The following is a 19,050-nucleotide window of genomic DNA, read 5'->3' as shown; positions in this document are numbered from 1 at the left end:
CGTCACTCGCTCCATTCGATATTGTTCTTTATATAAGCTTCTAGTTGATTCGCTAGGTATCGCTTGATGCGCGCTTCGTCATCGGTTTGCAGCGCTTCGACGAAGTCTTCTTGCAGCAGCATCGCGCTGATTTCGCTCAGCAGCTCGAGCTCGCGCTTCGGAAGGCGCTTCGGCGCGAGCATGAGCAGGAAGCGGGAGACCGGGCGGTCCGCGCCCGTATCGATTCGTTCGTCGAGTCGGAACAACGCGAGCGTCGGCGCCTCGATCGCGTCGCTGCGCGTATGGAATAAGGCCAGATCGGTGTCCGGGATCAGCACGGAGCCTTGGCGCTCGCGTTCGAGCAGCCGGTCCGTCACCGCTTTCGCGACGCCGGCCGCGGCGGTTCGCCCGCACGCGTCGAGCAGCAGCTCGCGGATGCCGCGGCCGTTCGTCGCCAGCCGGCCGACGACGAACGCGTCGAGCAGCCGGACCGCGCCGTCGGCGTATTGCTTCAGCGCGCGGAGCCGCTCGAGCGCGTCTTCGTTCGGGGCCGCGGCTCCCGCCGGCGGCCCGGCTCCCGTCGGCGCGGCGCCTTGCGCCCGCTTGCGTTCGGCCGCGCCGCGCAGGAAGCGCCGCAGCCGATCCGTCTCCTCCTCGTTCAAGAGGGGAGACAGCTTAATGTACTGCTCTGGCGGCAGCGGCAGGTCGACGGTCGACACGATCAGGTCGTAGCGGTCCTTCGGACTGTGCGCCGCTTCGTACCAAGAGACGTTGCCGACGACGTGCAGCTGCGGGAATTCCTTCGCGAGCCGGACGGCCAGCATCTTCGAGGAGCCGATGCCGCTCGTGCACACGAGCAGAGCGCGGACGGCGCCCGGCAGCTGCTTGGCGCGCTCGAGCGCCGCGCCGAAATGCATCGCGAGAAACCCGATCTCCTCGTCCGGCACCGCGAGCCCTCGCTCCCGTTCCTGCAGCGTCTCCTTCGCGGCTTCCTTGACGCTTCGGAAGAGCGTCTCGTAATCCTTCTTGATTTGCGGCAGCAGCGGGTTGCGGATCGAACCGCCTTCGCGGAGTCGCGCGATGGCCGGCTCCAGATGCTGCAGCAGCCCCTCCCGAAGCTGCCGGTCGCCGGCGAGCGACGCGTGCATCCGGCGCTCCACGTCGGCGATGAGCGCGGCCGTCGTCTCGAACAGCCGCGGATCCGCTCCCGCGACGCCGACGCCGTCGTCGTCCGACTCGTCCTCCGTCAGCACGCCGGCGACGTACGCGATCTCCTCGGGAGGCAGGTCGAGCCCGAGCTCCCGGCCGAGCGCGTCCGCAACCGCGGCCGCGTCCGGCGGCGGTACGGCGCTTCCCGACGCGCCGATCCGATGGCCGGCGCCGAAGCGGGCGAGCGCGACGGACAGCCGCACGAGCATGCGGGTGTAAGCCGTCTCGGAGAGCTCCTTCGCTCCCGCCGCTTCGTTCGCCCACAGCGCTCGCTCCAGCCGGAAGAAGTGCGGTTTGCCGATCAGCTCGAGCAGCTTGGCGGTGACGGGGTGGAGCGGGCGATCGCCCGTTTCCGGCCGGCCGAACAGGTCGGAGTCGTCCAGCGTCTCCCAAGCGAGACGACGGATCGCGCTTCGTTTTCCGGCTTCGTCGCCTTCCAGCTGTACCCCGTACCCGCGCCTTCGGACAAGCGTCAAACCGTCCCGCGCCGCCCATCGCTCGACCTCGTCCAGATCGCTCGTCACGGTCGGCGTCGTCACCTGCAGCTCGTGGGCGAGCGCGAACAGCTTCACCGGTTCGCTCGCCTCAAGCAGCGCGCAAAGCAGCAGCGTCCGTCGATCCGTCGACGACAGCTCGTCGGATTCCGCGTGGAGGAGAATCCGCTCGAGCGCTTCGAGCCGTCCCGGATCGGCATCGAGCCGAATGCCGGCGCCCGCCTTCTTCTGCAGGCCGACGCCGACGTCCGCGAGCAGCGATTCTACGTCCGCAAGCTCCCGGTGCACGGTGCGCGCGCTGACGTCGGCCGCCTTGGCCAGCTCTCCGGCGGATAGATCGCTCGACGCGCGGAGCAGCGCTTCGACGATTTTCTTTTGGCGTTGAGACACCTTCATCGCGCCAGCTCCCCCTCGTCGCTACAATGGACGCAACGCCGACGACAAAACAGCGTCGTCAGCGTTACGGTCGATCCGGCATGTTCGATTATTGAAGCCGCTTGACGAGCTCGTCGTATTCCGGACTCTTCAGGAAGTCGTCGATCGAGATATGCTCCGCGTTCGGCGCCTTCAGCCGCGCGCGGTCCGTAAGCGTCTTGTGCGTAATGACGATGTCGGCGTCCTGCGGAATGTCGTTGATCGCCGTGTTCGTGACGGTGAGCGGCAAGCCCGCCGCCTTCACCTTCTTGCGCAGGATGGAGGCGCCCATCGCGCTCGAGCCCATGCCCGCGTCGCAGGAGAAGACGATTTTGTTCACTTCGCCCTTGGACTTCGTCGGTCCGTTCACCGTGGAGGCGGTCGCCGAGACGGCGCCGTTCGTGCCGGCGGCTTTCATTTCTTTCATCTTCGTTTGCGCCTGTTCGAGATCGTCGTCCGTCTGTTTGCCCGTCTTCAGCAGCAGCGCCGATACCGCGAAGGACGCGGCGGCGGATGCGACGACGCCGGTCAGCACCGGCAGCATGCCGCCTCTAGGCGACATCGCGATGAGGGCGAAGATGCTGCCCGGCGACGGCGAAGCGACGAGGCCCGCGCCGGTGATCAGGAACGTGAACGTACCGACGACGCCGCCCGCGATCGCGCCGAGAATGAGACGCGGGTTCATCAGGATATACGGGAAGTAGATTTCGTGAATCCCGCCGAGGAAGTGAATGATCGTCGCGCCCGGCGCCGACTGCTTCGCCATGCCGCGGCCGACGAGCCAGTACGCGAGCAGGATGCCGAGACCCGGACCCGGGTTCGCCTCGAGCAGGAAGATGATCGACTTGCCCGCGGTGGACGCTTGATCGAGCGCGATCGGGCTGAGCACCCCGTGGTTGATCGCGTTGTTCAGGAACAGCACCTTGCCCGGCTCGATCAGGACGTTCGCGAGCGGCAAGAGGCCCGTGTCGATCAGCACGCCGACGCCTCTCGCGAGCGCTTGGCTGATCGCCTGCACGACCGGCCCGATGCCGACGTACGCGAGAATCGCGAGCGCGCCGCCGATAATGCCGGACGAGAAGTTGTTGACCAGCATTTCGAAGCCCGCTCTCACTTTGCCTTCGATCGACTTATCGAACCGCTTCAGCACCCAAGCCGAGAGCGGACCGACGATCATCGCGCCGAGGAACATCGGAATGTCCGCTCCGACGACGACGCCCATCGTCGCCACGGCGCCGATGACGCCGCCGCGCGTGCCGTGAATCATCGTGCCGCCCGTATATCCGATCAGGATCGGGAGCAAATACGTGATCATCGGGCCGACGAGCGCGCCGAGATATTCGTTCGGGATCCATCCGGTCGGGATGAATAAAGCCGTGATCAATCCCCATGCGATAAATGCGCCGATGTTCGGCATAACCATGCCGCTTAGGAATCGGCCGAACTTCTGGACGGCGACGCGAGCCCCTCCGTTTGCCGCCCCGTCTTGCGTCGTTGCGTTCATGGGTCCATCCTCCTCGTTTTCCAACTGTATTGGGTTAGTATGTTTCATGTTCCGATAATCAAATCGTAAGGGAAACCGGTTTCACCTTCAATTGAAGGAAAATGAGGTCGCGTCATCATTGCCGATGACATCATTTTTTTCGGGAGTCGGCGAAAAGGGAGGAACCTGCGGCCGGCGTTCGCGGGCGGGGCGGCCGCAGTCGGACAAATTCCGACTAACGCAGCGAATACGCCGCTGACACGGGCCGCAGTCGGAGAAACTCCGACTAACGGCGCGGATGCGGCGCGGGAGCGGGCTGCAGTCGGAGAAACTCCGACTAACGGCGCGGATGCGGCGCGGGAGCGGGCTGCAGTCGGACAAACTCCGACTAACGGCGCGGATTCGGCGCGGGAGCGGGCTGTAGTCGGAGAAACTCCGACTAACGGCGCGGATTCGGCGCGGGAGCGGGCCGCAGTCGGAGAAACTCCGACTAGCGGCGCGGATTCGGCGCGGGAGCGGGCTGCAGTCGGACAAACTCCGACTAACGGCGCGGATTCGGCGCGGGAGCGGGCCGCAGTCGGAGAAACTCCGACTAATGTCGCAAGACCGGCGCGGGGGCGGGCGGGGCGAGCCTGTTCTTAAACCTATTTCTCGGCCTCACCCAATCCGTCTACGAGAGAATGCATAGATTTAGATGGTAGGATCTACTAAATCAGGAGGGGAACATATTGAGCGATATAGACATTCGGGATTGTCCGGCGCCCGTGAATATGACGTTAATCCAACGGTTGAAGCCGCTTGCGGGCCGGACCGTGACGTTATATCAGCCCGGCATGCCGCAATTGACGAAGACGAGGGGAGTGCTCAGAGACGTCACGTTGACATCTTTCAAAGTAGGGGCGACGAAGGTCTTTTATAAAACCTCGTTCATCGTCGAGCTCCATTCGCCGGCGAAGCGGGTCCGGCCGAGAGAGTTGACGGCTACCGCCGAAGGCATGGGGAGATTTAGAGGCAAACTGATCCGCGTCGGCAGAGATTTCATCGAGTTCGTGCGGGTCCCCGGGAGGAACGTCCCGTCTCTGTTTCCTTTGAACTTGTTCACGTTAGTCGTCTGCGAACCGGAGGACGAGGAATAACGAACGAGCAGCGGAGGAGTGGAGGGAGAAGGCGCGCGTGTTCCGGCGCTCCTTCTACTGGAATGACCTTCGCTCAGCTGAACGATCGCGAAAACCTCCGCCATTGGTCATGCCGATACCCGAGTTTGGGGAATGCCCACTAAGGACCGTCAGGCGGCTTTGTGCCTGACGGTTTTTCTGATCTCTTTCGAAAATGGGCAGCGGCGTTACGTCGGTTCGTTCAGCACCTGCTCGACCTTGGCGATATGCGCCTCCATGCGGCGGCGGGCTTCGGCGGCGTCGCCGCGCTTCACCGCTTCGAAGATGGAGCGGTGCTCCCGCACGAGCCGCTCGGCCGAAGACTTCTCGGCGTACAGCCACAGCGCGCGGGTGTCCTTCATGCTGTCGTGCAGCCGCTCCGTGATGGAGCGCATCATGTCGACCAGCATCGGGTTATGCGTCGCCTCGGCGATGCCGAGGTGGAACCGGACGTCCGCCTGCTCGCCGAGCGCGCCGTCGTCGTCGAGCCCGCGCGCCATGTCCGCGAGCAGCGATTCCAGCGCCGCGACGTCGGACGCGGTTCGATTCGAGGCGGCGAGCGCCGCGCAGCCGGTCTCGAGCACGCGCCGCACCTCGAGGATGCGCCGCAGCGTCGCGGCGCGGTCGTGCCACGCGTCGGGCTCGCGCGCCGCGGGGTGGCGCGGCGCCTCCGAAGCGAGCGCGTACGTGCCGCCGCCTTGCCGGATCGACACGCGGCCCATCGCCTTCAAGGCGCTCATCGCTTCGCGCACGGTAGAGCGGCCGACGCCGTATCGGCGGCACAACTCGTCCACCGACGGCAGCTTCGCGCCGGGGGAGAACGTGCCGTCCTCGAGCTGCCGCTCCAGATCGGCCCGCACCCAATCCGAGCTCTTGAGCGGGCGGGAGGGGGCGGAAAGGGAGGCCGAGTCTTGCGTTTCGTTCGGACCGCGAGGTGGCGGCGACATGGGGAACCCCTCTTTTCTATAGAAAATTAACGATATTCATTTCATCCATTTTATTGTATGCTAGAATCAACCAAAAGTCATCAGATGACCTGACGACTTACTCGAAAAACGGAGGGATCCGAAGCCGTGATTTCGGAACAAGCCAAACAAGAATTAGCCGCCGTCTTAGGGCCGGATTATGTGAAGGACGACCCGCAGACGCTCGTGACCCATTCGTACGACGGGACGCCGATGCTGCAGTCGCTTCCCGACGCCGTCGTCTATCCGGAAAATACCGAACAAGTATCGCAGACGCTGAAGGTGCTTCATAAGCACCGGATCCCGCTCGTCTCCCGCGGATCGGGCACGAATTTGTGCGGCGGCACGGTGCCGGTGCAAGGCGGCGTCGTCATGGTCATGCACCGGATGAACCGCATTCTCGAGGTCGATCTCGAAAATCTCACCGCCACCGTGCAGCCGGGCCTCAACACGAAACAGTTCATCACGCACGTGGAGGAATTGGGCCTCTTCTACCCGCCGGACCCGAGCTCGATGGCCGTCTCCACGATCGGCGGCAACATCGCCGAATGCTCCGGGGGCCTAAGAGGGCTGAAATACGGCACGACCAAAGATTACGTCATCGGGCTCGAGGCGGTGCTCGCGAACGGCGACATCCTTCGGACGGGCGGGAAGCTGATGAAGGACGTCGCCGGCTACGACCTCACGAAGCTGCTCGTCGGCTCCGAGGGGACGCTCGCCGTCATTACGGAGGCGACGCTGAAGCTGATCCCGCCGCCGAAATTCAAAAAGACGATGATCGCGATGTATAAGGATCTGCACGGCGCCGCGCGCACGGTGTCCAAGATCATCGAAGCCCGCATCATTCCCGCGACTCTGGAGATTATGGATAACCCGACGATTCGGGTCGTCGACGACTTCGCGAAGCTCGGACTGCCGCGCGACATGGAGGCGATCCTGCTCATCGAGCAGGACGGCGACCCGGCGGCGGTCGAGCGCGACATCGAGCGGATCGAATCGATTTGCCGCGGCGAATCGGCCGATCGCGTCGAGGTGGCGGCGACGCCGGAGGAGGCGCTGAAGCTGATGACGGCGCGGCGCAGCGCGTTCACGGCGCTGGCGCGCCTTAGGCCGACGACGATTCTCGAGGACGCGACGGTGCCGCGGTCGAAGATCGCCGAGATGGTGCTCGAGATCAACCGCATCGCCGCGAAGCACAACGTACAGATCGCCACGTTCGGCCATGCCGGGGACGGCAACCTGCACCCGACGGCGACGACCGACGCGCGGGACCAAGACGAGGTTCATCGGGTGGAGGCGGCGTTCGAGGAAATTTTCGAAGCGGCGATTCGGCTCGGAGGCACGATCACCGGCGAGCATGGCGTCGGTCTCGTGAAGGCGCCGTTCCTCGAATGGAAGGTCGGCGCGGCGGGGATGGAGATGATGCGCGGCATCAAGCAGGCGTTCGACCCGCACAACCTTCTGAATCCCGGGAAGATGTTCGCCAAGGCGACCCGCAAGAGGGTGGTGATCGACCGTGGCTAACCAAATTCAAGTGCGCACGGGCCTCGGCGAGCTCGCCCGGCAGTCGACCCCCGCGCAGGAGGCGATGGCGGCGACGCTCAAGCTGAAGCTCGATTACGACCAGCTGACGAACTGCATGCGCTGCGGCTTCTGTCTGCCGGCCTGCCCGACGTTCCGGGAGACCGGCGTGGAGGCGGAGTCGCCGCGCGGCCGCATCGCCTTGATGAAGGCGGTCGCCGACGGCATTCTGAAGCCCGATCAGGCGTTCGAGGACCAGATGAACCACTGCCTCGCGTGCCGCGCGTGCGAGCCGGCGTGCCCCGCCGACGTGAAGTACGGCCAGTTGATCGAACAGGCGCGGGACGCGGTCGAGGATCATACGGAGAGCCATCGCTGGTGGATTCGCGCCATCCGCAAGACCGCCTTCAAGGGCGTCTTCCCGCATCAGAGCCGCATGCGCTTGCTCGGCAAGGCGCTGAAGCTGTACCAGGGGACGCGCCTCAAGCAGTGGACGCAACGCTCCGGCGTCATGAAGCTGTTCCCGGAGCATCTGCAGCAGATGGAGCGCATACTGCCGGATGCGTCCGAGGACGGCGTCGTCGCGCGCATCGGCGCCGAGCACAAGGCGAAGGGCGGCGCCGCGGTCGCCAAGGTCGGCTTGTTCCGCGGCTGCATCATGGACGTCCTGTTCACGGAGACGAACGTCAATACGGTCAAGCTTCTGGGCGAAGCGGGCTTCGACGTCGTAATTCCCGACGTTCAGAATTGCTGCGGCGCGCTGCACGCGCACAGCGGCGAAGCCGACGACGCGCGGGAGCTCGCGCGCCGCAACATCCGCGCCTTCCGGGCCGCGGGCGTCGACTACATCGCGACGAACGCCGGGGGCTGCGGCGCGCTGCTCGTCGAATACGATCACTTGCTCCAGGGCGATCCGGAATGGAGGGAGGCGGCCGCTTGGTTCGCCGAGCGCGTCGTCGACGTCTCCGAGCTGCTCGTCCGCAAAGGGCGGCCGCTCGCCTTCGAATCGAAGGAGCCCGCTCGGTTCACCTATCAGGATTCGTGCCATCTGCGGAACGTCATGAAGTCGTCCGGCGCGCCGAGGACGTTGATGAATCGCGTCGCCGGTGCGGAGTTTTGCGAGATGAAGGAAGCGGACCGCTGCTGCGGCTCGGCAGGCATCTACAACGTAACGCAGCCGGAGATGTCGGGGCGAATTCTGGAACATAAGATGGAGCACGCGGAAGCGACGAAGGCGGAATACATCTTGACGAGCAATCCCGGCTGCTTGCTGCAGATGAAGCTCGGCATCGAGAAGCACGGCGATCCCGGCCGCATGGCGGCCGTCCACGTCGTAGATTTCCTATACGAGCGCTTGAAGAGAGACTGACCCGCCGAGGGCGGGGAACGAACGAAGTCCCTTCCGTCGTCAAATAGACGGAAGGGACTTCGCGCATGCTAGAGCTATCGACGGAACAAGGGGGACGAACGACGATGAACGGAAGCGGACGACAGCGAAGCGCGATTCGACCGGGGCTCGAGGTGGACATCGTGCTGAAGCAGGATCAGCGGACGGGCAAGACGACGAGAGGGATCGTGAAAGACATCTTGACGAAATCGGCGGATCATCCGCATGGAATTAAGGTGCGCCTGCAGGACGGGCAGGTCGGGCGCGTGAAATCGATTCTGGGAGGCGGAGCCGGCGAGGATCAGGCGTAGCTGATCTCGCCGATCTCTCTCCGAACGTATGAGCGGAAGGAGGCGCTGGCGGTCGAAATCGCGCGGAACAGCTCCGCCAATCGATCGTTCAAGACGCTGACCAGAAATCTCGCCCGCATATTGTGATCGTCTTTCTTCAGGTGATTCACGACGCGAATCGGCTGCAATTCTTCGTCGGTCTTCAGGCACATGCAGGCGAATTGGATGCCTTGGTAATAGAACGTAATGACAAGCTGTCGCTGCGTCGGCAAATATTGGAGCGCGACGTCTTCCAACGGGGCGTCGCCGAACGAAATCGAACGCGCATATGGAGTGGCAGGCACGTAAAATCCCTTCTTTCGTTGAATGAATGACAATGAGTTTAGTACTATTATGACATGGTCGAAGTCCGAAGACTAGGGCTTTCGTATGGTGAACGCAACTTTTTGTTAATGAGTTGAAATAGGTAAAAAAGCCTACCCGAGACGGCGTCTCAGGCAGGCTTTTCTTCGGTTTTCGCGGATTTCGTTTCGGTTACGGCGTCGCTCTGCGCATCAGCAGGTAGGAACCTCCCACGAGGACGGCCACGGCGGGAATGAGCCACAAGGCGAACGTAACGACGCTGTCGAGCGAGATCAGCCATCGGAACACGGACGGCCACGCTCCGAGCAAGTGCATGAGGTAAACCGCAACGATCGATAAGGCGCCGAGGACGTATAAGCTTATCGCCCCGTATCGTTTCTGAAGCAAAGAGAAGAAGAAGCCCAGCGCGAAAAAGAAGCAAAGGAACACGAGATGCGCGGCGAATTCGCCGACGAAGCCTACGCGATCGAACCATGCGACGCGGAAGAACGAAATCGTCCGCACGTCGAAGGCGCCGGTGACGGCCTCCTCGATGACCGCGAGCAGCGTCGCGAAGGCGCCGAAGGCCGCGGCGATCGAGAAGGCGGCGATCATCACGCCATAGAAATAATCCTTCCGCCGCACGTTCATGCCTAGCGCGTAAGGCAGCGACTCCCGGAGGCCGACGATGCCCGAAACGAACATATACACGTACATGGGAGAGACGCCTGCGGAATTGGCCTCGGCACCGTCGACGGCGGTCATGACCGCGGCCATTAGGAAGTAGATCGCGAATAAAATCGACCAAAAAATAATGACGGAAAGACGCGCGTCCTTCAGGTACATCTTAAATATGCCTGCGCTGGATCGATTCATCGTCCGACATGCTCCTTTCCTTCCGCCGAAGCGCGATTCGTAAGATGGATGAACAGCTGCTGCAGCGAGACGGGACCGATCTCGAGGCCGAGGCTTTCCGCCTGCCGCTTCAGCTCGGGCGACATCGCCCCTTGCACCGTCAGCGACGCCATGCCGCCGATCGATTCCGCGTGAAGGACGGTCCGTCCGTTCGCGAACGATTCGGCTTTCGCTTTCGGCCCGGCGACCGTATACGCCTTGCTTCGGAGCGAGTCCGCCTCCTCGTCGAGCAGCAGTCGGCCGCGGTCGATGAGCAGCACATGCTCCAGCATGCGGCTCACCTCGTCGATCAGATGCGTGGACAGCAGAATCGTCCGCGGGTGCTCCGCGTAGTCCTGGAGCAGCTTGTCGTAGAACATGCCGCGCGCGACGGCGTCCAGCCCCAAGTACGGTTCGTCGAAAATGGTCACCGGCGCCCGGCTCGCAAGCCCGATAATGATTCCTACCGACGACAGCATCCCTCGGGACAGCTTGTTCATGCGCCGGGTCAGCGGCAGCTCGAAGTCGCGGACGAGCCGCATCGCGAATTCCCGGTCCCAGTTCGGGAAGAAGGAAGCCGACACCTCCAGCACGTCGCTCACGCGAAGCGTCTTCGGATATACCTGGCTTTCCTTGATGAAGCAGACGCGCCGCAGCGCGGCGTCGTTCTCGTACGGCGCTTCGCCGAACAGGCGGACCTCGCCGCTCGTGGCGAACAGCTGCGCCGTAAGGATGTGCATCAGCGTCGTCTTGCCCGCGCCGTTGCGCCCGAGAAGGCCGTATATTTTATCGGCTTCCAGCCGAAACGACACGCGGTCGAGCGCCCTCATCGTGCCGTATGCTTTCGTAATTTCTACCGCTTCCACCACGGCTCCTGTCATTCCTCGTCGCCCTCCCGTCGAATCATGCGAATGAGTTCCTCGCGTCCGATTTGCAGCTTGCTCGCTTCCGTCAGCATCGTGACCACGAACTGCTCGTAGAACTGTTCTTTGCGTTTTTCGATTAACGTTTCTCTCGCGCCGGTTGCCACGAACATGCCGATCCCTCGCTTCTTGTATAGAATTCCTTGTTCGACTAACAGGTTGACGCCTTTGGCCGCGGTGGCCGGGTTGATTTGATAGAACGCCGCGAACTGGTTCGTCGACGGCACCTGCGTTTCTTCCGGCAGCGACTCGTTGATAATGTCGTCTTCGATGCGCTCCGCGATCTGTTGGAATATGGGTTTTCCCTCGTCGATCAGACTAGCCATTCGTTCACCACCTAACCGGTTAATTACTCATGTAACTAACCATATAACCGATGGGGAGATATGTCAAGAGGCGAATCGTTCGGAACACGAAAAAAGCCGACCCGCGTCTCCTGAAGAGAACGCGAATCGGCTTTCGGTTTACCTTGAAGGCATTTCGTAAAATTCGCTCTCGTCGCGGCGATGGTACGAGACGTCGCCGACTCCGGCTTGGAGAACGACGAGTGAATCGTCGAAGCGGGTGAGGATGCCGCCGGAATCGACGATCGCGTCGTCCCGGAACACCCGGATCGGCGTCTCCCGTTCCATCGCTTCCTGCAGGTCTTGATCCGTGATTAAACGTCGGTTGCGCGCCATATGGCCTCCCTCTCGATCGGTCGATCTTTATTCCGATATTGTAACATAAACTTTTTCAACCGGAATCTGGAAAAAATAGCGAGCTTATATTAATATATAATGCTCAGTAACGAATCGTATTCGGAGCGAAGGGGCGAAACGAGCGGCATGACGTACGAGGAGCAGTTGTCGACGGAGCGGGAGTTTCTGGATCGGGTACGACGTCACATCGAACGGCAGATCGAAAGCGGGTCGGCCGGCATTAAGCTGACCGACGACTTCACGGAGCTGGCGCTCAACGCGATCCGGCAGAAGGAATTGGACCAGCTGTTCAAGTCCAGAACGCGGCCGTTCTTCGCCAAGGTCGACTTCCAAGAGCGCGAGCAGCCGGACCGGGAGCGGGCGTACATCGGACGGTTCGGCTTGTTCGACCGCGCCACGATGGAGCCGATCGTGCTCGATTGGCGTTCGCCGATGGCGAATTTATACTACGAGCATTCGTTCCGCGAGGTGCCGGTGGACGTGAAGCTCGGGAAGCGGCTGCTGTTCGACGTGAGCAACAAGCGGCAGTTCGAGATGGACAAGGACGAGCTGACCCGGTTCTACGACATGTCCGCCGAGACGGGGACGAACCGGCTTCTGATCGAGCGGTTGGAGCAGCGCGGGGAGCAGAAGCTGAAGGATATCGTCGAGACGATCCAGGCGGAGCAGAACGCCGTGCTGCGCGCCGAAGCGGGACAAGCGCTCATCGTGCAGGGCGCGGCGGGCAGCGGGAAGACGACGATCGCGCTTCACCGTCTCGCGTTCCTCGCCTACGCGTACCGGGATCGCGGCGCGTTCGACAACTTCCTCATCATCGCGCCGAACCGGCTCTTCATCGATTATATATCCGACGTTCTGCCGGATCTCGGCATCGAAGGCGTCGTGCAGACGACGTGGGAGGAGGCGCTCTGCGGCTTTATCCCGCTGCCGAAGGGATACAAATTCGCGGACGCGGCCGGGAAGACGGCGCTGTTTCTGGAGGCGGAGCGGGGCGCGGACGCCGAGCGGCTCGCGACGGTAAAGCTCGCCTCCCGGCTGCGCGGGTCGATGGCGACGAAGTCGCTGCTCGACCGGTACGTCGAACGGCGCATCGAATCGACCGTTCCCGAGACGGATCTCGCGCTCAGCAAGACGCACAAGATGACCGCCGAGGAGGTGCGGCGGAAGTTTCACGTCGACTTCCGGCACTATCCGTACATGCAGCGGCGCAAGCGGCTCATCCAGGCGCTGACGCAGTGGAAGGACGATTGCGCCAGGGAAGCCGCCCGCGTCCTCGAGTCCCGCGTGAAGTCCGGGCAATACGCCGCGACCGAGAAGCGCGTCGCGGAGGTGCGGGCGCAATACGACCGCAAGCTGGCGGAGTACGTCGAGACGGTGAAGAGCGTCGAGCTCGTCTCGTTCTACCGCAACATCGTGACGAAGCCGGCCAACGTCGCGAAGTGGATGGCGGAAGCCGGCCTCGCGGGCGAGGGAGTAGACGCGGAGCGGGTCGCCGCGTATTTCGCGGAGCGAAAGGAGATGCATAAGCAGGAGCTGGAGTGGGACGATCTCGCGCCGCTCTTTTATTTGGCGTACCGGTTTTACGGCTTAGGCAAGACGCGCGCTTACAGCCACATTATCGTCGACGAGGCGCAGGACTTCTCCCCGTTCCAGCTTCATGCGTTGAGCGCGTTGTCGGCCGCCGGCTCCATGTCGATCCTGGGCGATCTCGCCCAGTCGATCTATCCGTACCGCGGACTGACCGATTGGAACGTCCTGAAGGAAGGCGTATTCCCCGGCAAAGTGTCGATCGAGCGGTTGAAGAAGAGCTATCGTTCGACCGTCGAAATCATGACGGTCGCGAACGCCGTGCTGTCCCACTGGGACAACCCGCACGTGACGCCGGCGGAGCCGGTGCTCCGCCACGGCGAAACGCCGGCCGCGGCGCGCACGTCGAACGAGGAGGAAGGGCTGCGGACGATCGCCGACCGGCTGGCCGCGCTGCGGGCGCAGGGCATGCATAACGTCGCCGTCATCGACAAGACGACGGCTCGTTGCCGCGACGTGCATCGACGGCTGACCGCCCTCGGCGTCGAAGGCGCTCACTTGATCGAAGGGAAAGCGGGCAAGTACGAGGGCGGCGTCAGCGTCGTGCCGGTGTATTTAAGCAAAGGCATGGAATTCGACGCGGTGCTGCTCGTCAATCCGGCGGAAGCGGCGTACGACCCGGCCGTGCCGGAGGACGTCAAGCTGCTTTACGTCGCGTGCACGAGGGCGCTTCACCGGTTGGAGGCGTATCACTGGGACGAATTGACGCCATTGCTGCGAGGCGCGATGTAGCCCAACGAGAATCGACTGGTGCGGCGGCGCTCGGACCGATATACTGGAAATATCAGTCGGGGGGAGGGCCGCGATTTGTTTTATTTGATTCGAATATCCCGGAAAATTATAAAATTAAACAACGGCTTCCTAGTTCTCTTCACGGCGATCTTCGTGCTCGGCAGCGCGACCTTGATGTACTTGATCGAGCCGGAGACGTTCGGGATGTGGTTCAACGCCTTATGGTACGTCATGACGACGGTGACGACGGTCGGCTACGGCGATTATTACCCGAAGACCGTCCCCGGCAAGCTGTTCGCCATGCTGTTGTATTTATTCGGCATCGGTCTGCTCAGTCTCGTGATCGGGAAAATCATCGACGGATTCGGCACGATTAAGAAGCGGAAGGAGGCGGGCAAATTGAAATATCACGGGAGCGGTCACGTCATCCTGATCGGCTGGAGCCGCAGGGCGCAATCCGCGATGGAGGAATTGCTGCACGCGGATCCGTCGCTGGACGTCGTCGTCATCGACGACTTGGAGCGCTCGCCCGTGGATCGAGACCGCGCGTATTTCGTCGGCGGCGATCCGTCGGCGGAGTCGACGCTCGAGACGGCGGGCCTGACGCGCGCGCGTTCCGCGATCGTCTTCTCCGATCGAAACATCGACGACGCGGCGCTAGCCGACGGCAAGTCGCTGCTCATCGCCTCGAGCTTGGAGCGGCTCGCGCCGCATATTCACACGACGGTCGAGATCGTGCTGGAGCAGCACATCCAAAATTTCCGCCATGTGCAGGTGAACGAATTCATCTTGTCCCACGAGGCGGTGTCTCGGTTGGCCGCGCGATCGGCGCTGCATGCGGGCAGCGTCTCCATCTTCACCCAACTGCTCAGCAGCAAGGTCGGGGAGGACGTCTTCGAGGTGCGGCCGCGCCCGGAATGGAAGACGTACGGCGACGCGTTCCAAGGATTGCTGAATCTCGGCGCCACGCTCATCGCGGATCGGAGCGACATGACGATCAACCGTCGGCTCCAAGATCCGATGCCGGAGGATGCGCGGCTGTTCATCATTTGCGACGGGTCGACGTACGAACGGATCCGGGCCGCCACTTGATCGGCGGAACGCGATTGTTTATACTTATTCTTATGTTTAACTAACTATAGATAGAGGATATCGGAGGAGAGAGAACCATGGCTCAAGCGATCGTATACACAAGCACGAACTGCGTGTACTGCAAGCAATTGAAGTCGTATTTGACGGAACAGAACGTCTCGTTCGAAGAGCGCAACGTAGACGAGAACGAGGCGTATTTCGAGGAGCTGCAGAAGATCGGCATGATGTCGCTGCCGGTGACGGTCATCGGCGAATACAACATTCTCGGCATGAATACGACGCGCATCCAGAAGGCGCTCGCGTCCGTAACCGCCTAATCGCAACCGCACCCTAAGGGCCGCCAGAGGTCGTCGTCGGACGACCCCTGGACGGCCCTTTCGTTTGGACGCGGCTTAACATTCGGCGCCGGTCATCTCGTTCGTGAACATCCGCTTGTACTCCTGCGGACTCAGCTTCCGCGCCGACTCCGGCGCGTAATGGATTTGCAGCGCGCGCCGGCGCTTGCTCGAGAAGTTCGGCGGCGTCCCGTGATGCAGCAGCCCGGAGAAGAAGAGCGCGCCGCCGGGCGCGAGCGGCACGGCGACGTCGCGGTCGACGCGGACGCTGGCGTCGCACAGCTGCCAGTCGCGGACGGCGTAGTGCGGCGCGCCGCCTTCCCGGTGCGAATACGGAATGACGTGCATGCAGCCGTTGTCCAGCTCCGCGGGATCGAGCGCGATCCATACGCCGACGACCGACTTGTCGTAGGCGAGCGGACCGTAAGCCATGTCTTGGTGCCACGGCTTCTCCGCTCCGCCGGACGGCGGCTTCAGCAGCGCCTGATCCTGTACGGGCTTGGGCGCTTCGCCGAACAGCCGCTCCAACGCGGCGAGCAGCTTGGCGTGAAGCACGATACTGCGAAGCCGCGGTTCATGATCCGCGTATTCGTAAATTTTCCGAGCCGCTTTGATCACGTCGTCCATCGTATGCAGCTCGCTCCGAGGCTTCACGAACTGAATCTTGGAGCCCTGGGAGGCGCCGGACAAAATATCGTCGATCGCCTCGGACGCTTCGCGCACCTCGTCCTCGGACAGAGCGTTCTCGACGACGAGGTACCCTTGCTCCCAAAACCGGCGCACGACGTCGTCCCCCCACGCCGCGAGATCGGGCAGACGGTCCTCGGCGATCGAGTCGAACCGGTATAACGCGTCCGCGACATGCTTCGCCAACGACAAGTCTTCTTCGCTCTCGTAGGATAATAAAGTTCTGGATTCCTTCTTGCTCATGCTTGACACCCTCCCGACGTTTCGTTCAATGTAAGCGTATCACGAGGCGTAGACGGCGAAGAATGGATCGAGGAGGGGATTGTTTATCCTTACCCGTATATGTTGCGAGGAACCGTTCCCGCTTAGCGGCGTTCGAGCGGTCGCGACGGCGCCGAATTGGGGCAAGGCGCGGTGCGAGATCGGCTGGGACTGGAGCCCGGCGCCGCTATCGGACTACGATCTATGGTACGTCTGCTCCGGCCGGGGGGAGCTTCGGCTCGGGGACCGCGTATATTCGCTGCGCAAGGGGGCCTGCTTCCTCCTTCATCCGCAGGACCGTCCGCAGGCGGTGCAGAATCCGGACGATCGGTTGACCGTCGTCTTTATCCATTTTCGGCTGGAACCGGTACTTCCCGAGGGGGAAGAGCCGCTGCCGGAGCGGGCGGTGTACCTTAAGGAAACCTACGAGTTCGAATGGCTGCTGCATCGCATGTTGGATTGTTTGTACCAGCCGCGGCAATGGGGGAAGGACGAGTTCGACGGACTGATGAAGCTGGCGCTGCTCGCGCTGCTGCGCGCTTCTCGGGACCGGACGGAAGCTTCGCCCTCGAGGAAGGAAGAAAGCGCCGTCCGGCGAGTCGTTCAATACATCCGGGAGAACGCGGGTCAACGCTTGACGCGCGAGGAGCTCGCGCGTCAGGCTGCGCTCTCTCCCGAATACTTGAGCCGGGTGTTCAAAGCTTCGGTCGGCGTGTCGTTGAAGGAATATATTACTCAAGCGCGCTTGGAGCGGGCTGTCGTCCTGCTGGCGGAGACGTCGATGAACGTCTCCCAGGTTTCCGATTCGGTCGGATACTCCTCGGTCTTCCAATTCAGCAAGCAGTTCAAACGCAGGTACGGCGTACCGCCGTCCTCGTTCATGCGGGGAGCGTTCCAAGCGCAGCCGCATTCGTAGAGAATCTTACCAATATACCGAGGTGTTTAGAGATGGAAAGAACGATTCCGGTATACGTCATCGCCGGTTTTCTCGGCAGCGGCAAGACGACGCTGCTGCGCCGCGCGATCGACGCCTACCAGCGCAAGGGGCTTCGTCCCGTCGTGCTGATGAACGAGCTGGGCGACGTCAATCTCGACGGGGTCGCGGTCGAAGCCGGAGGCGGCGTGCCGATGGCGGAGCTGCTGAGCGGCTGTATTTGCTGTTCGATCCGCGGCGACGTCGGCGTGCAGCTGCACGAGCTGGCGACGACGTACGACCCCGACGCCGTCTTCATCGAATCGACGGGCGTCGCGAATCCGCTGGAAATCATGGACGCGGTGACGGAGACGTCGCTGTATTTGCCGATCGCGCTCGCGGGCATCGTCACGGTGGTCGACGGGGCGCTGCTGCTCGGCGAGCCCGAGCCGCCGTCGGCGAAGACGAAGCGGCTGCTCCGGGAGCAGGTGTCGTGCGCGTCGCTCGTCGTCTTGAACAAGCTCGACCGGCTGACGACGGAAGGCGCGGAACGGGCGGAGGCGTCGCTGCGGGAGTGGAACCCGTACGCGAGCGTCGTCCGCTCGGAGCGCGGCGACATCGATCCCGAGGTCTGGTTCCGGACGAATGCGCTGCCGGCGAAGCCGAACGCCGCCGATCCGGGGGCGAGACGCGGAGAAGGCTGCCCGGACGACGGCCATGCCGCGCACGAGCATAAGCATCATGCCTCCCACGAGCACGTATCCGTCTACACGCGGTTCCTCTCCGGGCCGATCGACAGCCATGCGTTCGAGGCGTTCGTCAAGTCGCTGCCGGCGAGCGTCTACCGGGGCAAGGGCGTCGTCACGTTCACGGATACGGCCAGCCGGTTCCTGTTCCAATACGCGTACCGCGAGCTGGAATTCATCCGGATTACGCCGCAGGGCGAGGTGAACGACGTCGTCGTCTTCCTCGGGGAGCAGTTCCCGAAGGACGAGCTGGAGGCGGGACTGTCGGCGCTGGAGCGCGGCGCGTTCCATCGGGAACGATTGAAGCTTTCGTACGACCGACACGCGGAGGAGAGGGATACGGGCAAGCTGCAGGATTGGAAGACGATCGAACGCGAGCGCTTCGTCCGCGCCCTTCGAGAGGCGAAAGCGGAGACGCTGCTGGAGGTCGGGGCGGGTCCGGGCCGGGACAGCCTCTTCTTCAAGGACGCCGGGTTTCGCGCGACATCGGTCGACCTGTCTCCGGAGATGGTGCGGCTGTGCCGAGACAAAGGGTTGGACGCCTACGAGATGGACATGTCCGATCTTCGCTTCCCGGATGCGGCGTTCGACGCCGTCTATGCGCTCAATTGCCTGCTGCACATCCCGAAGGCCGAGCTGGAACACACGCTGCGGGGCATACGCCGGGTGCTGAAGCCCGGAGGATTGTTCTATATGGGCGTTTACGGCGGCGTCGACTCCGAGGGCGTCTGGGAGCAAGACGAATACGAGCCGAAACGGTTCTTCGCCATGTACGAGGACGACGCGATGCGGGAAGCGGTCAAGCGCGTCTTCGACGTGTCGTACTTCGGCGTCGTGAAGCTGAGCGAAACGGGGCGTCAGCCGCATTTTCAATCGATGATCTTGCGGAAAAGCGCGGACGTATGATAAGCTGATCCATAAGTTTGTAATTCGGAACATAA

General features: G+C 62.6%; 18 protein-coding genes. 9 read left to right on the top strand and 9 right to left on the bottom strand.

Translation table 11 applies throughout. The annotated features are described in order from the left end of the window. Positions 1 to 2 precede the first annotated feature (2 nt). Together FE782_RS26625 and FE782_RS26620 are read right to left on the bottom strand one after the other, a co-directional pair. Positions 3 to 2,078 carry a BglG family transcription antiterminator gene (locus FE782_RS26625; RefSeq protein WP_138197403.1) on the bottom strand — a complete coding sequence of 692 codons (2,076 nt, stop codon included), beginning with the start codon at positions 2,076 to 2,078 and terminating at the stop codon, positions 3 to 5. Between the two features lie 88 nt (positions 2,079 to 2,166). After that, positions 2,167 to 3,600 (bottom strand): PTS mannitol transporter subunit IIBC, encoded by a 1,434-nt coding sequence (locus tag FE782_RS26620; RefSeq protein WP_138197402.1) that lies wholly within the window; start codon positions 3,598 to 3,600, stop codon positions 2,167 to 2,169. A gap of 707 nt (positions 3,601 to 4,307) precedes the next feature. Between FE782_RS26620 and FE782_RS26615 the strand changes: the two genes are divergently transcribed. Then, positions 4,308 to 4,715, top strand: a complete 408-nt coding sequence (locus FE782_RS26615; RefSeq protein ID WP_138197401.1) for a hypothetical protein — start codon at positions 4,308 to 4,310, stop codon at positions 4,713 to 4,715. 206 nt (positions 4,716 to 4,921) lie between these two features. Here FE782_RS26615 and FE782_RS26610 read toward each other — a convergent pair whose 3' ends face one another. Continuing rightward, on the bottom strand, positions 4,922 to 5,680 hold the full coding sequence (locus FE782_RS26610; protein WP_138197400.1) for a FadR/GntR family transcriptional regulator: 759 nt from the start codon (positions 5,678 to 5,680) through the stop codon (positions 4,922 to 4,924). A 126-nt stretch (positions 5,681 to 5,806) separates the two neighbouring features. Here FE782_RS26610 and FE782_RS26605 point away from each other — a divergent pair, with 126 nt between their 5' ends. The 3 genes from FE782_RS26605 (at position 5,807) to FE782_RS26595 (ending at position 8,917) form a co-directional block, all read left to right on the top strand. Beyond that, positions 5,807 to 7,222: an FAD-linked oxidase C-terminal domain-containing protein gene (locus FE782_RS26605; RefSeq protein WP_138197399.1), complete on the top strand. Its 1,416-nt coding sequence runs from the start codon at positions 5,807 to 5,809 to the stop codon at positions 7,220 to 7,222. 64 nt (positions 7,223 to 7,286) lie between these two features. Continuing rightward, positions 7,287 to 8,588 carry a (Fe-S)-binding protein gene (locus tag FE782_RS26600; protein WP_138197448.1) on the top strand — a complete coding sequence of 434 codons (1,302 nt, stop codon included), beginning with the start codon at positions 7,287 to 7,289 and terminating at the stop codon, positions 8,586 to 8,588. 104 nt (positions 8,589 to 8,692) lie between these two features. Next, positions 8,693 to 8,917, top strand: coding sequence for a YwbE family protein (locus tag FE782_RS26595; RefSeq protein ID WP_138197447.1), 225 nt, complete (start codon positions 8,693 to 8,695; stop codon positions 8,915 to 8,917). On the opposite strand, the gene FE782_RS26590 is transcribed toward FE782_RS26595, so the two are convergent. From FE782_RS26590 to FE782_RS26570, 5 genes are all read right to left on the bottom strand, one after another. After that, the gene (locus FE782_RS26590; RefSeq protein ID WP_138197398.1) at positions 8,908 to 9,240 is read right to left on the bottom strand and encodes a hypothetical protein; all 333 of its coding nucleotides are present in this window, start codon (positions 9,238 to 9,240) and stop codon (positions 8,908 to 8,910) included. The genes FE782_RS26595 and FE782_RS26590 overlap by 10 nt on opposite strands. A gap of 190 nt (positions 9,241 to 9,430) precedes the next feature. Further along, entirely contained in the window at positions 9,431 to 10,114 is a 684-nt protein-coding gene (locus FE782_RS26585; protein WP_138197397.1) for a hypothetical protein, read from the bottom strand. Beyond that, entirely contained in the window at positions 10,111 to 11,013 is a 903-nt protein-coding gene (locus FE782_RS26580; RefSeq protein ID WP_138197396.1) for an ABC transporter ATP-binding protein, read from the bottom strand. Before FE782_RS26580 ends, FE782_RS26585 begins: the two co-directional genes overlap by 4 nt. Further along, complete coding sequence (locus FE782_RS26575; protein ID WP_138197395.1) at positions 11,010 to 11,381, bottom strand: GntR family transcriptional regulator; 372 nt, start codon at positions 11,379 to 11,381, stop codon at positions 11,010 to 11,012. The genes FE782_RS26580 and FE782_RS26575 overlap by 4 nt, the downstream gene beginning before the upstream one ends. A gap of 138 nt (positions 11,382 to 11,519) precedes the next feature. Continuing rightward, positions 11,520 to 11,735 carry a hypothetical protein gene (locus FE782_RS26570; protein ID WP_138197394.1) on the bottom strand — a complete coding sequence of 72 codons (216 nt, stop codon included), beginning with the start codon at positions 11,733 to 11,735 and terminating at the stop codon, positions 11,520 to 11,522. A 147-nt stretch (positions 11,736 to 11,882) separates the two neighbouring features. On the opposite strand from FE782_RS26570, the gene FE782_RS26565 reads away from it, so the two are divergent. The 3 genes from FE782_RS26565 to FE782_RS26555 all read left to right on the top strand — a co-directional run bounded on the left by FE782_RS26565 (position 11,883) and on the right by FE782_RS26555 (position 15,484). Then, entirely contained in the window at positions 11,883 to 14,075 is a 2,193-nt protein-coding gene (locus FE782_RS26565; RefSeq protein ID WP_158299561.1) for a HelD family protein, read from the top strand. Between the two features lie 75 nt (positions 14,076 to 14,150). Further along, entirely contained in the window at positions 14,151 to 15,167 is a 1,017-nt protein-coding gene (locus FE782_RS26560; protein WP_138197392.1) for a potassium channel family protein, read from the top strand. Between the two features lie 77 nt (positions 15,168 to 15,244). Then, a complete protein-coding gene (locus FE782_RS26555) occupies positions 15,245 to 15,484 on the top strand; it encodes a glutaredoxin family protein (protein WP_138197391.1) in 240 nt (79 codons plus the stop codon). Between the two features lie 75 nt (positions 15,485 to 15,559). Here the strand turns inward: FE782_RS26555 and FE782_RS26550 are convergent, their stop codons facing one another. Continuing rightward, positions 15,560 to 16,432, bottom strand: coding sequence for a phytanoyl-CoA dioxygenase family protein (locus FE782_RS26550; RefSeq protein ID WP_138197390.1), 873 nt, complete (start codon positions 16,430 to 16,432; stop codon positions 15,560 to 15,562). Positions 16,433 to 16,511: 79 nt separating this feature from the next. On the opposite strand from FE782_RS26550, the gene FE782_RS26545 reads away from it, so the two are divergent. Continuing rightward, the gene (locus tag FE782_RS26545; RefSeq protein ID WP_138197389.1) at positions 16,512 to 17,366 is read left to right on the top strand and encodes a helix-turn-helix domain-containing protein; all 855 of its coding nucleotides are present in this window, start codon (positions 16,512 to 16,514) and stop codon (positions 17,364 to 17,366) included. A 32-nt stretch (positions 17,367 to 17,398) separates the two neighbouring features. Continuing rightward, on the top strand, positions 17,399 to 19,015 hold the full coding sequence (locus FE782_RS33015) for a GTP-binding protein (protein ID WP_238392669.1): 1,617 nt from the start codon (positions 17,399 to 17,401) through the stop codon (positions 19,013 to 19,015). The last annotated feature ends 35 nt before the right edge of the window (positions 19,016 to 19,050 follow it).

The organism is Paenibacillus antri (assembly GCF_005765165.1).
Lineage (GTDB): Bacteria > Bacillota > Bacilli > Paenibacillales > YIM-B00363 > Paenibacillus_AE > Paenibacillus_AE antri.
The sequence above is the reverse complement of the archived record's forward strand: the minus strand, read 5'-3'. Positions and strand labels throughout refer to the sequence as shown.